Consider the following 13,179-nt stretch of genomic DNA (forward strand, 5'->3'; position numbering starts at 1 on the left):
CCCTGCCTAAGCGCTACACCGTCCGGTTCCTCAGAAAGGACCTTAACTGAACGGCATTAACCCGACGGGTCGCTTTTTTTTGGTTCTGGCGCGCGGCCTCTTCAGACGATGCGGCAGGCTTCGTCGAACGGCAGGCGCGGCAGGCGCGGATGCAGCTTGTCGGCAACGCCGTAGCCCAGGTTGACCAGGAAGTTGACCGACCACTTGCCATCGGGGAAGAAGGCCGCGTTGACCTTGTCGGCGTCGAAACCGCCCATGGGGCCGCAATCCAGGCCCAGCGCACGTGCGGCCAGGATGAAGTAGCCGCCTTGCAGCGAGCTGTTCATCAGGGCGTCGCGGGCGATTTTCTCGTCGTTGCCGGCATACCAGGCACGCGCGTCGGCGTGCGGGAACAGGCGCGGCAGCTGGTCGTGGAAGGCCTTGTCGAAGGCGATGATCGCCGTGACCGGCGCCGAGCGGGTCTTGTCGACGTTGCCGGCCGATACGCAATCCACCAGGCGCGCCTTCTCGGCCGCGCTCTTGACGAAGACGATGCGGGCCGGGCTGCTGTTGGCGGCGGTCGGGCCGAACTTCATCGCGTCATAGACCTGGTGCAGGACGGCGTCGTCCACGTGGCGGTCCTGCCACACGTTGTGGGTGCGGGCCTCGGTGAACAGTTGCGCCAGCGCGGCTTGGTCGATCTGGGACATGCGGCTCTTCCTATGCATGAAGTGAAAGAAGCGGCGATTTTACCCAAGCGCCAGGATGTGCCGTGCCAGCGTCTTTGACCAACCCGTTCAATTCTCTTGCATGTCGCCGCGGGCCGGTGCCGGCGCGCTGCTGCGCCGTGTCAGCCATAGCACGCCGGCCAGGATCAGCCCGCCGCCGAGCGCCTGCGTGCCGCCCATGTGCTCGCCCAGCAGCAACGCCGCCAGCAGCACCGTGACCACCGGCTCGAGCGTCGACAGCATCGAAGCCTGCGCCGCGCCAAGCCGCTGCAGCCCGGCGAAGAAGGTCAGGATCGCCAGCACCGTCGACAGCAGCGCAATCGCCGCCAGCGCCAGCCAGCCGCCTGCGCTCGCCGGGAACTGCGGCGGCACACCCGCGCCAAGACGCAGCAGCCCGACCGCACCGTAGACCAGCGCGGCCGCGCTGCAGATCACCGTGGTGGTGGCGATCGGGTTGACACCGGCGGTCACGCGCGCGCCGACGATGATGTAGACGGAATAGATCACCGCCGCCGCCAGCCCCAGCGCGATGCCCAGCGGCGAACCCTCGCCGCCGCCGACCGTCAGCCCGGCCCCCACCGAGCACAGCACCAGCGCGATCACGGCCGCCGTGGTCAGCCGCTCTTTCAGGAACACCGCGGCCAGGATCGTCACAAACAGCGGGTACAGGTACAGCAGCAGCGCCACCAGGCTGGCCTGCGCATGGTTCAGCGCACTGAAAAAGCAGAACGACTGGCCCACATAGCCAATGCCGCCCATCGCCGCCAGCGCCAGCACGCGCCGCCACGGCGGCAGGCCGATGCCGCGCGTGCGCATCACCCACGCCAGCGCCCCCGCCGCCAGCACGAAACGTACGAGCAGCAGGCCATAGACGTCGGCACCGGCCGCATAGGCAAAGCGCGCAAAGATCGCCATGGCGCCGAAGGCGCTGGCCGACACCGCGATCAGCAGCACCCCGGTGAGCTTGGCGCGGGCCTGTTCGTGGGCGGTGGCGGAGGCGGTCATGAAGATGGCGGGAAGTCGGCGATACCGCATTCTACTTGGCGCCGCCGGCGCGCCAGCGCTCGCCGCGCCCCTCGTTTACAATGGCGCCACCATGTTTAATCCCTCACGAGAAGAAGTCCGCCGTTTCTTCTGCGAAGCCTGGCAGAAGCAGATCGCGGGCAGCGTGCTGACGCCGCTGGAAGTCATTGCCGTCGACTGGATCGGCGAGCATCCCGAGTACCACGACCTGCTGCGCGACACCGAAGGCGCGCTGACGCAGGACTACACCCCCGAGCAAGGCCAGACCAACCCGTTCCTGCACCTGGCGATGCACCTGTCGATCTCGGAACAGGTTTCCGTCGACCAGCCACGCGGCATTCGCGAGGCTTATGAGGCGCTTGTACGCCGACTCGATTCGCCGCACGAAGCCCAGCACCAAGTGATGGAATGCCTGGGCGAGATGCTGTGGCAGGCACAGCGCAGCGGCCTGCCGCCGGACGGCGAACAATACGTCGACAGCGTGCGCCGGCGCGCGATGCGCTGAGCCCGCCACGCTAGCCGGTTGCTGGCAGCCTGCTAGCCGTCTGCAACGGTTGCGTACATTTCGTCACAACCCGCTTTCTATCGCGTGGTAGGCTTTGCGGGTTCCGAAATTTCCCGATGCCGCAGCGCGCCGTTCCAGCCGCGCCCGCGGTGCCCAGCATCATGTCCCGATTGACCCTGCCCCGCCGGCTGGCGCCTGCCAGCCGCGCCGTCGCCCCCCTTTGCCTGTCACTGGCGCTGGCTTTTCCTCTGGCCGCCCACGCCGGCGTGGCGCTGCTGCAGCCGCCACGCGTGATCGACGGCAACCAGCCCCTGACGCTGACGCTGGTGGTCAGCGCCGACGGCGCGACGCGCCGTTACCGGATCCCCGATACGCTGGAAGTGACCGCGTCGAGCGAAATGCAGGCGCCGGTACGCCTCGTACTGTGGCGGGAGGTCTCCGCGCCGCCCATGGTCAACCTGCGCCGCGGCGAGCACCGCGCCATCCGCTACAGCGCGACCCTGCCGCCGCAGCTGCGCGGCCAGGTGCGGCTGGATGCGACCGGCATCGACGCCGCGCCGGTGGTGGTCACTCTGAACCGGCTGCCGCAGCCGGGCGAGGCCACCACCGCCGCCCCGCCCGCGGTAGCCGCTACGGCCGGGGCCGCTGGCGAAGCCGCGGAGACGGTCCCGGTTCCGATCACGCCGGTGACCAGCGCAAGCGCCACCGCCCCGGCGCCCGCGGACCTGCGCGACAGCGCGCGCCTGTCGTTCTACGACCCGATGTACTTCATCGTCGGCGCGCACGATGGCGCCAACGCGAAGTTCCAGTTCAGCTTCAAGTACCGGATCTTCGAGGGCGAGGATCCGGCATCGAAGAGCCTGTTCGACAACCTCTACCTCGGCTTCACCCAGTTCTCGCTATGGGACCTGTCTGAGCAGTCCAAGCCGTTCCGCGACACCAACTACCGGCCGAGCCTGTTTTACTACCTGTCGGATACCGGCGTGCGCAACCGGGCCATCAGCCGGCTGTCGCTGGCGGCCGGCGTGGAGCACGAGTCCAACGGCCGCAGCGGCGACGAGTCGCGCAGCATCAACACCGTGTTCGTCAAGCCGACGTTCTACATCGGCGACCAGAACGACTGGCACTGGCGCGTCGCGCCCAAGCTCTATGCCTACGTGGAAAAGGGCGACAACCCTGACATCGCCCACTACCGCGGCTATATGGACCTGGGCATCGCGTATGGGCGCCCGGATTCATGGGAGTTTTCCGCCACGCTGCGCAAGGGCACGCGCAAGTGGTACGGCAGCGTCGATGCGCAGGTCACCTATCCGCTGGCGCGGCTGCTGCCGGGTACCGCGGGTTACCTGATGGCGGGTTACTTCGTCGGCTATGGCGAAAGCCTGCTCGACTACAACCACAAGCTGCCCTGGCAGTTCCGCATCGGCTACGCGCTGTCGCGCTGAAGGCCTGATGCCGCCTGGCTGGCCGGTTCACCCCGCCAGCGGTTTGCCGCCCGCCTTCAGCCGGGCATTGGCGACCGCAGCGGCAAACTGGCCGTGGCCATGCCAGCCGGTGGCACGGCCGAGCTTCTTGCCGTTCTGGAAGAACATGAACACCGGGATGCCGTGCAGGCCGAAGCGCTTGCCCAGTGCGGGGTGCTCATAGACATTGGCATGGAGCCAGTGCAGGCCGAGTGCCCGGATCGGCTCGGGATTGGCGAGCATGGCTTTCTTTGCCATCTCGCAATTGAAGCAATCCACGCCCCAGAAGAACACGCACACCAGCGCATCGCCGGCCTGCGCAATCGCGGCGTCGATGCCGGCGTCGTCGACCTGGCGCATGCCAAAGGCCTCGAAGGCGCGATGGTCGAGGTGGGCTGCCGCGGCCTGGTCCGCGGACGGCTCGCCGGCCGGCGATTCGCTTGACATGATTCGCTCCCGCAAAGGCAAGAAAGCAAAACGCCCGGGCCTGGACGGCACCGGGCGCAGCCTCAGCCGCTAAGCAGTCCGGCTTACTTCGGTGCCGCCACCGTCACCAGCGCCGGGCGCAACACGCGGTCGGCAATGGTATAGCCGCGCTGCAGCACGGTGACGACGGTGTTGGGTTCCTGGTCGGCCGGCACCATCGAAATGGCCTGGTGGCGGTGCGGGTCGAACTTCTCCCCGACCGGGTTCAGTTCCACGATCTTGCCGCGCTCGAACGCGGCTGCCAGCTGGCGCGCAGTCAGTTCGACGCCTTCGCGCAGCTTGGCAATATCGCCGGAACCGTCAGCCAGCGCGGCCTGCAGGCTGTCCATCACCGGCAGCAGGTTGTCGGCGAAGTTCTCGATGGCGAATTTGTGGGCCTTGGCAACGTCTTCCTGCGCCCGGCGGCGGATGTTTTCGCCCTCGGCGACCGCGCGCATGTACAGGTCGTAGTGTTCACGCGCCTTGGCTTCCAGGGCGGCCAGCTGGGCCGCCACATCCTCCACGGCGGCAGCCTCCGGCGCGGCGTTCTCCTGCGCGGCAGGGGCGCTGGCTTCGTCGTTGGGCGTCGGGTTGGATGGCGTCTGCTTCTGTTCTTCCATGTCGATCCGTATCAATGCATTGGCGCGGCCGTCCGTGGGTACGGCCGCGGTGGGTCAATCGGCGTGTTTAGCGGGCAATTGGTGGCGTCGCGCCGGATTTCAAGAGTGGCGCCGGCGAGACGCGGAAACAAGCGGTTACAAAGGCGTGAGTTATGCAATTGACGCCTTATTGCCTTGCTGCACTGCACTCACTAACATTCTCTTACGAAAAATGACAAAAATGCCGGGGGCCTGGAGATGGTTCATTTTTGTGCCTCTTCCGAAAGGTTGGCCATGCATAAGCTGCCAGTCGTGACGCTCTGCCTCGTGGCCGCCCTGGCGGTCATGACCGCCTTTATCTGCCTGTCCGACGCCTTCTCGCCGCGCGATACCGAGTATGGCAGTGGCAAGGCGGTGTTCAAGCACTACATCGTTCCTATCATCAGCCAGGAAGTCTCGCAGGAATAAGCGCCAGCGCAACTTTCCGGCACACACGCTCGCACCGCGGCGGCCCCGGCATTGTGCCGGCGCCGCCGCGTGTCGTTCCTGCCAGCCTCAGTGCCGGAAGTCATCGATGCGGCGGCGGTCGCGCTTGGTCGGGCGCCCCTGCAACTGCGCGGCGGGCTCCGGCTGCAGGCGGCGCCGCTCGGCCTCGGCCTGCCGGCGCGCCTGGCTGTCGGCACTCTCTTCATACAGCGTCTGCGCCACCGGTGCCGGTCCGCGCGCCGGGGCAATGCCCTTCACCTGGAGTTCCCAGCGCTGCTGGTGCGCTTCGAGCGCGACCTTGTCGCCGGGCCGCACTTCACGCGAGTTCTTGACCAGTTGGCCGTTGACGGTCACCTTGCCCCGCTCCACCGCCTCGGCCGCAAGCGAGCGCGTCTTGAAAAAGCGCGCGCACCATAGCCATTTGTCGATGCGCTGGCGCGCATCCGCTTCAAAATCCACGTTCATGCTGCGGCTCCCCGGGTCTGCGCACGCGAGCGACGCGCTTCCAGCTCATGCGGGTGCGGCGTGTTGAGCGGCCATCCCTGCAGGTGCTGCAGGGCAATCTCCGCCATCGCCGCCACCCACGGCGCCGCGTCGTTCATGCAAGGAATAAAGTGGAAATCCTTGCCGCCCGCGACCTTGAACTCGGTCTGCCCTTCCATCGCGATTTCCTCGAGCGTCTCGATGCAGTCCGCCGGGAAACCCGGGCAGAACACATCGACCCGGCCGGCGCCAACCTTGCCCAGCTCCGCCAGCGTCGGGGCCGTGTACGGCTGCAGCCACTCCGCCTTGCCAAAACGAGACTGGAACGTCACCTGATATTGCCCCGGCTGCAAGCCCAGCGCGTCGCCCAACAGCCGGCCGGTCTTCAGGCACTCGCAGTGATACGGGTCGCCCAGCTCGAGCGTGCGCCGCGGCACGCCGTGGAACGACAGGATCAGCTTGTCGCCGTGCGCAAAATCGGGCATGCCGTGCCGTGACCAGTAGGCCCCGACCTGCTGGTGCAGCGCCGAGATATAAGCGGGATGGTCATGGAAATGTTTGACCAGCCGCAGCTCGGGCTGGTTGCGCCATTGTCCCAGCACGCGGAACACTTCGTCGAAGGCGGTTGCGGTAGTGGTGCCGGAGTACTGCGGATACATCGGCAGCACCAGCACCTGCTCGCAGCCCTGGCGGCGCAGCGCTTCCATCACCGAGGCGATCGAGGGGTTGCCGTAGCGCATGGCGCACGCCACCGTCACCTCGTGGCCGTTCTGGTTCAGCAGCCGCTGCAGCGCATGGGCCTGGCGCTCGCTGTAGACCAGCAGCGGCGAGCCGGTCATATGCGCCTCGCGCAGCCAGATCGACTCGTACTTCAACGCCGACGCACGCGAACGCAGCGGCAGGATCACGCCATGCAGCAGCGGCAGCCAGGCGGCACGCGGGATCTCGACCACGCGCGGGTCGGACAGGAATTCCTTCAGGTAGCGCCCCACCGCCCTGGGCGTGGGCGCATCGGGGGTACCCAGGTTGACCAGCAGGATCGCCGTGCGCGGCGCCTGCCCGTGCTGGTAAACCGGTTCGGGTGAAAACGTCATGTCGCTTCCGGGTTGGCGCGCGGCCGGCAACGCGCCATGGCGGCGCGCCAGCGCAGGTGGCGCTCGGTAGGAATGGGGCAGCTTGTCAGACCGGCCAGCCGCGTCACTGGTTCTGGCTCAGCGCGCTGGACAGCAGCCGCGCGGTGATGTCTACGATCGGGATCACGCGCTCGTATGCCATGCGTGTCGGGCCGATCACGCCGAGGGTGCCGACGATCTGCCCGTCGACCTCGTACGGCGCGGTGATGACCGCCATGTCTTCCAGCGGCACCAGCTGGCTCTCGCCGCCGATGAAGATCTGCACGCCCTGGGCGTGGCTGGAGACATCGAGCAGCTGCAGCAGGCTGGTCTTGTGCTCGAACACGTCGAACAGCCGGCGCAGCTTGTCCATGCTGGAAGACAGGTCTTCCACTTCGAGCAGCTTGCGTTCGCCGCTGATATAGACGTGGTCGTCTTCCTCGTCGTCGGCCACGCTGCCGGCCTCGACCGCCGCCTGCATCAGCTGCGACATGTCGCGGCGCAGGTCCTGCAGCTCGACGCGCAGGTGGCTGCGCACGGCGTCGAAGCTCATGCCGGTGTAGTGCGAGTTGAAGTAGTTGGCGGCCTCGATCAGTTGGGCCGGGGTATACGACAGCTCGGTCTGGATGATCCGGTTCTGCACGTCGCCCTCGGGGCTGACGATGATCAGCAGGATGCGCTTGTCGGACAGGCGCATGAATTCGATCTGCCGGAACGCCTGCGCGCGCCGGGGCGTCATCACCACGCCGGCGAAGTGCGACAGGTTGGACAGCGTGCGCGCTGCCGCCGTGATCATGCGCTGCGGACCCAGCTGCTGGGCGCCGAGCTGGCCCTGGATCTGGCCGGTCAGCTCGGCCAGTTCGGTGTTGCGCTCCAGCGGCTTGGCCGTCAGCATGGAATCGACGAACAGCCGGTACCCGCGCGGCGTCGGGATGCGGCCGGCCGACGTGTGCGGGCTGGCGATAAAGCCCATTTCCTCCAGGTCGGACATCACATTGCGAATGGTCGCGGGTGACAGGTCCAGCCCCGAGAATTTCGACAGGGTGCGGGACCCGACCGGCTGGCCTTCGGCGATGTAGCGCTCGATCAGGGTCTTGAGCAGCGTTTTGGAACGTTCATCCATGATGTCCCGATTTTACGCAAGTTTTAGACCTTCTGGCGCCCCGCCTGGGTTGCGGCGCCGGCGCCTGCTGGCAACGGCAGCGGCGGTATGGTCTAATCCCGGCATGTCCGCCCCCCCGAGAGCCAGCGCCTTGCGCACTTCGTTCAACACCGTCGCCCTGGTGGGCCGCTACTCGACTGCCGGCATCGAAGGACCGCTGGAGGAGATCGCCTCTTATATCCTGCGCAACGGCCAGGATGTGGTGTTCGAGCGCGAGACCGCGCTGGCCACCGGGCTGACCGCCTACCCTGCCCTGTCGGCCGAGGAAATCGGCCAGCACGCCGACGTGGCGGTGGTGCTGGGCGGCGACGGCACGCTGCTGGGCATTGCCCGCCAGCTGGCCGGGTACGACGTGCCACTGATCGGGGTCAACCACGGGCGGCTCGGCTTCATGACCGACATCGCGCTGGAAGACGTGCACACGGTGCTGCCCGACATGCTCGACGGCCGCTACGAGGCCGAGAACCGGCTGCTGCTCGAATCCCGCGTGGTGCGCGACGACAGCGTCATTTTTTCGGCGCTGGCGCTGAACGACGTGGTGGTGAACCGCTCAGGCATTTCCGGCATGGTCGAGCTGGCGGTGTCCGTTGACGGCAACTTTATGTACAACCAGCGTTCGGACGGCCTGATCGTGTCGACCGCGACCGGCTCGACCGCCTACGCGCTGTCCGCCGGCGGCCCGATCCTGCACCCGACGCTGTCGGGCGTGGTGCTGGTGCCGATCGCCCCGCACGCGCTGTCGAACCGCCCGATCGTGCTGCCGCACGATGCCGAGGTCACCATCGAAGTGGCCAGCGCGCGCGACGCCAGCGTCAATTTCGACATGCAGTCGCTGACCTCGCTGCTGCCCGGCGACCGCATCGTGGTGCGGCGCTCGGAGAAGAGCATCAACCTGCTGCACCCGGTGGGCTACAACTACTACGCCACGCTGCGCAAGAAGCTGCACTGGCACGAATACCCGTCCGAAGACAACCGCCTCTGAGCCGCCCCCAGAGCCCGAGCTAGCCACCCCGATCCTACGCCAGCCCGACTTTCCGGACCGATCTCACTTTCGCCACGATCCGCCACGATGCTGCGCAGCCTGTCCATCCGCGATTTCGTCATCGTCGACACGCTCGACCTCGATTTCACCCCTGGCTTCACCGTCTTTACCGGCGAGACCGGCGCCGGCAAGTCGATCCTGATCGACGCCCTGGCCCTGGTGCTGGGCGAGCGGGCCGACGCCGGCATCGTGCGCGAAGGCGCCGCACGCGCCAGCATCAGCGCCACCTTCACGACCCACCCGGCGCTCGACGCCTGGCTGGCCGAGCGCGAGCTCAATGCCGAAGACGATGACGGCGCCGGCGCGGTGCTGCTGCGGCGTACGGTCGATGCCGGCGGCCGCAGCAAGGCCTTTATCAACGGCGCCGCGGCCACGCTGGCGCAGCTGCGCGAAGTGGGCGACCAGCTGGTCGACATCCACGGGCAGCACGCGCACCAGCTGCTGCTGCGCCCGGACGCGCAGCGCCTGCTGTTCGACGCCCACGCCGGGCTGACCCAGCAGGCCGGCGCGGTGGCCGAGGCCTGGCGCGCGTGGCGCGCCTGCGTGCGCCAGCGCGAGGCGGTCGAGCACCAGTCGCGCGAGATGCAGCTCGAGCGCGAGCGGCTGGAGTGGCAGGTCGGCGAGCTCGACAAGCTCAACCCGCAGCCGGGCGAATGGGAAGAGATCCAGGCCGAGTACAACCGCCTGTCGCATGCCGCCGGCCTGATCGACGGCAGCCGCGCGGCGCTGGAGGCGCTGTCCGAAGCCGACGGCTCGGTGCTATCGGCGCTGAACACCATCGTGCACCGGCTGCAGCAGCTGGCCGACGTCGACCCGGCGCTGCGCGACGTGCTGGCCGCGCTCGAGCCGGCCCAGGTGCAGGCCGAGGAAGCCGCGCATTCGCTGACCCGCTACGTCGACCGGCTCGAGCTGGATCCCGAACGGCTGCAGGCCGTCGAGGAACGCATGCAGGCGCTGCACGCCACCGCGCGCAAGTACCGCCTGCCTCCCGAGCAGCTGCCCGATGAGCTGCTGGCGCGCCGCCAGCAGCTCGACGACCTGCAGGCCGCGCAGGACCTGAACAAGGTGATGGCGCGCGAAGCCGCCGCCAAGGCCGCCTACCTGACGCTGGCGCAGCACCTCAGCCATGCGCGCTCGCAAGCGGCGCAGGCGCTGTCGGCCGCGGTCACCGAGGCCATGCAGGGCCTGTCGATGGCGGGCGGCAGCTTTGTCGCCGCGCTGAACACGCTGGAAGACGGCCAGAGCTACGGCCTGGAGCAGGTCGAGTTCCTGGTGGCCGGCCATGCCGGCGTCAGCGCGCGGCCGCTGGCGCGGGTCGCGTCCGGCGGCGAACTGGCGCGCATCAGCCTGGCGATCTCGGTGATTACCAGCGAGGCTTCGCCCACGCCGACGCTGATCTTCGACGAAGTCGACACCGGCATCGGCGGCGCCGTCGCCGAAGTCGTCGGCCGGCGCCTGCAGGAACTGGGCCGCGCGCGCCAGGTGCTGTGCGTGACCCACCTGCCGCAGGTCGCCGCGCAGGCCGGCACGCACCTGCTGGTCAGCAAGGAAACCACCGATGGCGGTGATGGCTCGGTCACGCGCTCGGTTACGCGCTCGGTTACGCGCTCACGCATCCGCGTGCTCGACCCGGCCGGGCGCGTGGTCGAGACCGCGCGCATGCTGGGCGGCGCAACCGTCACCGCGACCACGTTGCAGCATGCCGAAGAGATGCTGGCGCAAGGCGCCGAAGCCCAGGCCGGCGCCCCGGTGCGCGGCACGGCCAAGGAAAGCCGGCGCGGCCGCCGCGCCGCCGGCTGATGCCCCGGCATCGTCGCCCACATCGCCCACGTCGCCCCCACATCGCGCTTGCATCGGCGCACCCGAACCAACTTTCACAGGAGCCTCACCATGACCCGCCACGCGCCGCCGGCAGGCCGCCGCCACCGCCCCTTGCGCGCCGTCCTGGCCCTGGCCACAGCGGCCACGGCCGCACTGCTGGCATTGTCTGGCTGCAAGGCCCAGTCGGGGCCTTACGCCCCGCCGCCGGGAAGCATCACCGACGACCGCGCGGTGGGCGACATCATGGTCAAGTTCAAGCCGCCCGCGGTCGAAATGTCCGAGGATGCCGGGAAGTTGCTGGCCGAGATCAAGGGCCCGATCCGCTATGTGGTCAAGCGCCCCATGTCGGGCGGGGTCTGGCTGGTGACGGCGATCTCCAAATCGGCGGATGCCACCATCGACCAGGCGGTTGATACGCTGCGCGCCATCCCGCGTGTCGAGACCGCCGAGCCGGACCGGATGATCCAGCCAAACCGCACCATGCCGACCAGCCGGGATATGCCCAAGAGCTGAGTTGCCCGCGGAGTCCGTCCGGAAGCGGCGGGTTCTAAACCTTCGGTATCCCTTGCGCAACCGGCGCGGATCGTATTCCCTACATTCGATCCCCCTGCGCGCCCGATGACGTGCGGGGTGCCTCTGGAGGAATACATGCTGCATCCCGCGCAGTCCGTCTTCCGTCACTGCTTCGCGTTGCCCCACTGGCGGGCAGCCCTGATCACCATCGCTGCGCTTTGTGGCGCAGCACCGGTCGCCGCAGGCGCCGCGCCCTCCTCGACTTCAGCCGCGGCCCCGGCCTACACCGGCCAGATCATCGTGCGCTGGCGCGATGGCACCACCTCCACCGTGAGCAGCAAGGAGCCGGCCGCATCAGCGACGAGTCCGCTGCAGCAACTGCGCGAGCGCACCGGCATCGCCGCCACGCTGCGCCGCCCCATGGGCGGCAACATGGACCTGCTGCAGGTGCCGGACGAACTCGCCTCCGACCCGGAAGCCGCCGCCGCCCGCCTGCGCCAGGACCCGCGCGTGGCCGATGCCGTGCCGGACCGCTGGCTGCACCTGCACGATACCCTGCCCAACGACCCGCAATTCTCCGCCAACCAGCCTTACCTGATGGGCACCGGCACCGCCGTCGGCGGCGTCAACCTGCCGCGCGCCTGGGACCGCACGCGTGGCAGCGGCGGCATCGTGATCGCGGTGGTCGATACCGGCGTGCTGCGACACCCCGACCTGGCCTCCCGGCTTCTGCCGGGCTTTGACTTCATCAGCAGCGCCATCGTCTCCAATGACGGCGACGACGGGCGCGACAGCGACGCTACCGATCCCGGCGACAATGTCCCGGCCGGCTTCACCTGCCCCGGCAGTTCAACACCGACCACCGAGGCCACGTCCAACAGCTGGCACGGCACGCGCGTGGCCAGCGTGATGGGCGCGGTCACCAACAACGGCGAAGGCATTGCCGGCGTCGACTGGAGCGCCCCCATCCTGCCGGTGCGGGTGTCGGGACGCTGCGGCGCGCTGCTGTCCGATACGGTCGACGGCATGCGCTGGGCGGGCGGCCTGCCGGTGCCGAATGTGCCGGCCAATCCAACCCCGGCGCGGGTGGTCAATATCAGCCTTGGCGGCGGCACCTGCAGCAGCATCGAGCAGCAGGCGGTCAACGACCTGAACGCGCGCGGCGTGGTGGTGGTGGCGGCGGCGGGCAACAACCGCAGCGCGGTCGAAGCGCCGGCCGATTGCAGCGGTGTGATCGCCGTCACGGCCCACGCCAACGACGGCGAGAACGCCACCTATGCCAACATCGGCCCGCAGGTGGCGATCAGCGCGCCGGGCGGCGGCTGCGGCAATTCGCGCGTGCAGAACGGGGCATGCACCACCACGCTTTCGGTAATCCGCACGCTGGGCAACAACGGCACCACCTCGATCGGGGCCTACACGATATCGTCGTCGCAGGGCACCAGCTTCGCGGCACCGATGGTGTCTGGCGTGGTGGCGATGATGTTCGCGCTGAACGGGTCGCTGACGCCGGCGCAAGTGACCGCGGCGTTGAAGGCCTCGGCGCGGCCGCATCCATCCGGCACCTTCTGCACCACCAATCCAGGCGTGTGCGGCGCCGGGCTGCTGGATGCCGACAACGCGCTGGCCGCGGCGGTGTCGGCCCCGCCGGCGGCCGCCGCGCCGGCACCGTCCGGCGGTGGCGGTGGCGGCGCGGTGCCACGCTGGCTCGCGCTCGCGCTGGCCGGCACCGGCCTGCTCGGCTTCGCGCTGCGCCGGCGCGCATAAAGCTTGCCCTGCCAGCTTGCCCTGCCGCGGA

General features: G+C 68.5%; 14 protein-coding genes. 7 read left to right on the top strand and 7 right to left on the bottom strand.

The annotated features are described in order from the left end of the window. Positions 1 to 101 precede the first annotated feature (101 nt). The gene (locus tag IPF36_RS12605; RefSeq protein WP_195428077.1) at positions 102 to 689 is read right to left on the bottom strand and encodes a malonic semialdehyde reductase; all 588 of its coding nucleotides are present in this window, start codon (positions 687 to 689) and stop codon (positions 102 to 104) included. A gap of 87 nt (positions 690 to 776) precedes the next feature. Further along, complete coding sequence (locus IPF36_RS12610; RefSeq protein WP_195428078.1) at positions 777 to 1,712, bottom strand: DMT family transporter; 936 nt, start codon at positions 1,710 to 1,712, stop codon at positions 777 to 779. A gap of 91 nt (positions 1,713 to 1,803) precedes the next feature. Here IPF36_RS12610 and IPF36_RS12615 point away from each other — a divergent pair, with 91 nt between their 5' ends. Together IPF36_RS12615 and IPF36_RS12620 are read left to right on the top strand one after the other, a co-directional pair. Further along, the gene (locus IPF36_RS12615) at positions 1,804 to 2,235 is read left to right on the top strand and encodes a DUF1841 family protein (protein WP_133097604.1); all 432 of its coding nucleotides are present in this window, start codon (positions 1,804 to 1,806) and stop codon (positions 2,233 to 2,235) included. 161 nt (positions 2,236 to 2,396) lie between these two features. After that, positions 2,397 to 3,680 (top strand): phospholipase A, encoded by a 1,284-nt coding sequence (locus IPF36_RS12620; protein WP_195428079.1) that lies wholly within the window; start codon positions 2,397 to 2,399, stop codon positions 3,678 to 3,680. A 27-nt stretch (positions 3,681 to 3,707) separates the two neighbouring features. Here IPF36_RS12620 and IPF36_RS12625 read toward each other — a convergent pair whose 3' ends face one another. Together IPF36_RS12625 and grpE are read right to left on the bottom strand one after the other, a co-directional pair. Continuing rightward, positions 3,708 to 4,145: a co-chaperone YbbN gene (locus IPF36_RS12625; RefSeq protein ID WP_195428080.1), complete on the bottom strand. Its 438-nt coding sequence runs from the start codon at positions 4,143 to 4,145 to the stop codon at positions 3,708 to 3,710. An 83-nt stretch (positions 4,146 to 4,228) separates the two neighbouring features. Continuing rightward, positions 4,229 to 4,783 carry a nucleotide exchange factor GrpE gene (gene grpE / locus IPF36_RS12630; RefSeq protein ID WP_195428081.1) on the bottom strand — a complete coding sequence of 185 codons (555 nt, stop codon included), beginning with the start codon at positions 4,781 to 4,783 and terminating at the stop codon, positions 4,229 to 4,231. Between the two features lie 273 nt (positions 4,784 to 5,056). Here grpE and IPF36_RS12635 point away from each other — a divergent pair, with 273 nt between their 5' ends. Then, positions 5,057 to 5,230: a hypothetical protein gene (locus tag IPF36_RS12635; protein ID WP_165971578.1), complete on the top strand. Its 174-nt coding sequence runs from the start codon at positions 5,057 to 5,059 to the stop codon at positions 5,228 to 5,230. A gap of 87 nt (positions 5,231 to 5,317) precedes the next feature. Here IPF36_RS12635 and IPF36_RS12640 read toward each other — a convergent pair whose 3' ends face one another. The 3 genes from IPF36_RS12640 to hrcA all read right to left on the bottom strand — a co-directional run bounded on the left by IPF36_RS12640 (position 5,318) and on the right by hrcA (position 7,966). Then, positions 5,318 to 5,713: an RNA-binding S4 domain-containing protein gene (locus IPF36_RS12640; RefSeq protein ID WP_133097609.1), complete on the bottom strand. Its 396-nt coding sequence runs from the start codon at positions 5,711 to 5,713 to the stop codon at positions 5,318 to 5,320. Continuing rightward, entirely contained in the window at positions 5,710 to 6,825 is a 1,116-nt protein-coding gene (hemH, locus tag IPF36_RS12645) for a ferrochelatase (RefSeq protein ID WP_133097610.1), read from the bottom strand. The genes IPF36_RS12640 and hemH overlap by 4 nt, the downstream gene beginning before the upstream one ends. 103 nt (positions 6,826 to 6,928) lie before the next feature. Beyond that, complete coding sequence (gene hrcA, locus IPF36_RS12650; protein ID WP_133097611.1) at positions 6,929 to 7,966, bottom strand: heat-inducible transcriptional repressor HrcA; 1,038 nt, start codon at positions 7,964 to 7,966, stop codon at positions 6,929 to 6,931. 103 nt (positions 7,967 to 8,069) lie between these two features. On the opposite strand from hrcA, the gene IPF36_RS12655 reads away from it, so the two are divergent. From IPF36_RS12655 to mprA, 4 genes are all read left to right on the top strand, one after another. Continuing rightward, a complete protein-coding gene (locus IPF36_RS12655; protein ID WP_133097612.1) occupies positions 8,070 to 8,987 on the top strand; it encodes an NAD kinase in 918 nt (305 codons plus the stop codon). Between the two features lie 87 nt (positions 8,988 to 9,074). Then, positions 9,075 to 10,847 carry a DNA repair protein RecN gene (gene recN, locus IPF36_RS12660; RefSeq protein WP_133097613.1) on the top strand — a complete coding sequence of 591 codons (1,773 nt, stop codon included), beginning with the start codon at positions 9,075 to 9,077 and terminating at the stop codon, positions 10,845 to 10,847. 90 nt (positions 10,848 to 10,937) lie between these two features. After that, the gene (locus IPF36_RS12665; RefSeq protein ID WP_133097614.1) at positions 10,938 to 11,381 is read left to right on the top strand and encodes a hypothetical protein; all 444 of its coding nucleotides are present in this window, start codon (positions 10,938 to 10,940) and stop codon (positions 11,379 to 11,381) included. 135 nt (positions 11,382 to 11,516) lie between these two features. Beyond that, positions 11,517 to 13,148 carry an MprA protease, GlyGly-CTERM protein-sorting domain-containing form gene (gene mprA, locus IPF36_RS12670; RefSeq protein ID WP_135704920.1) on the top strand — a complete coding sequence of 544 codons (1,632 nt, stop codon included), beginning with the start codon at positions 11,517 to 11,519 and terminating at the stop codon, positions 13,146 to 13,148. Positions 13,149 to 13,179 lie beyond the last annotated feature (31 nt).

It is taken from the genome of Cupriavidus sp. IK-TO18, assembly GCF_015549295.1.
Lineage (GTDB): Bacteria > Pseudomonadota > Gammaproteobacteria > Burkholderiales > Burkholderiaceae > Cupriavidus > Cupriavidus oxalaticus_A.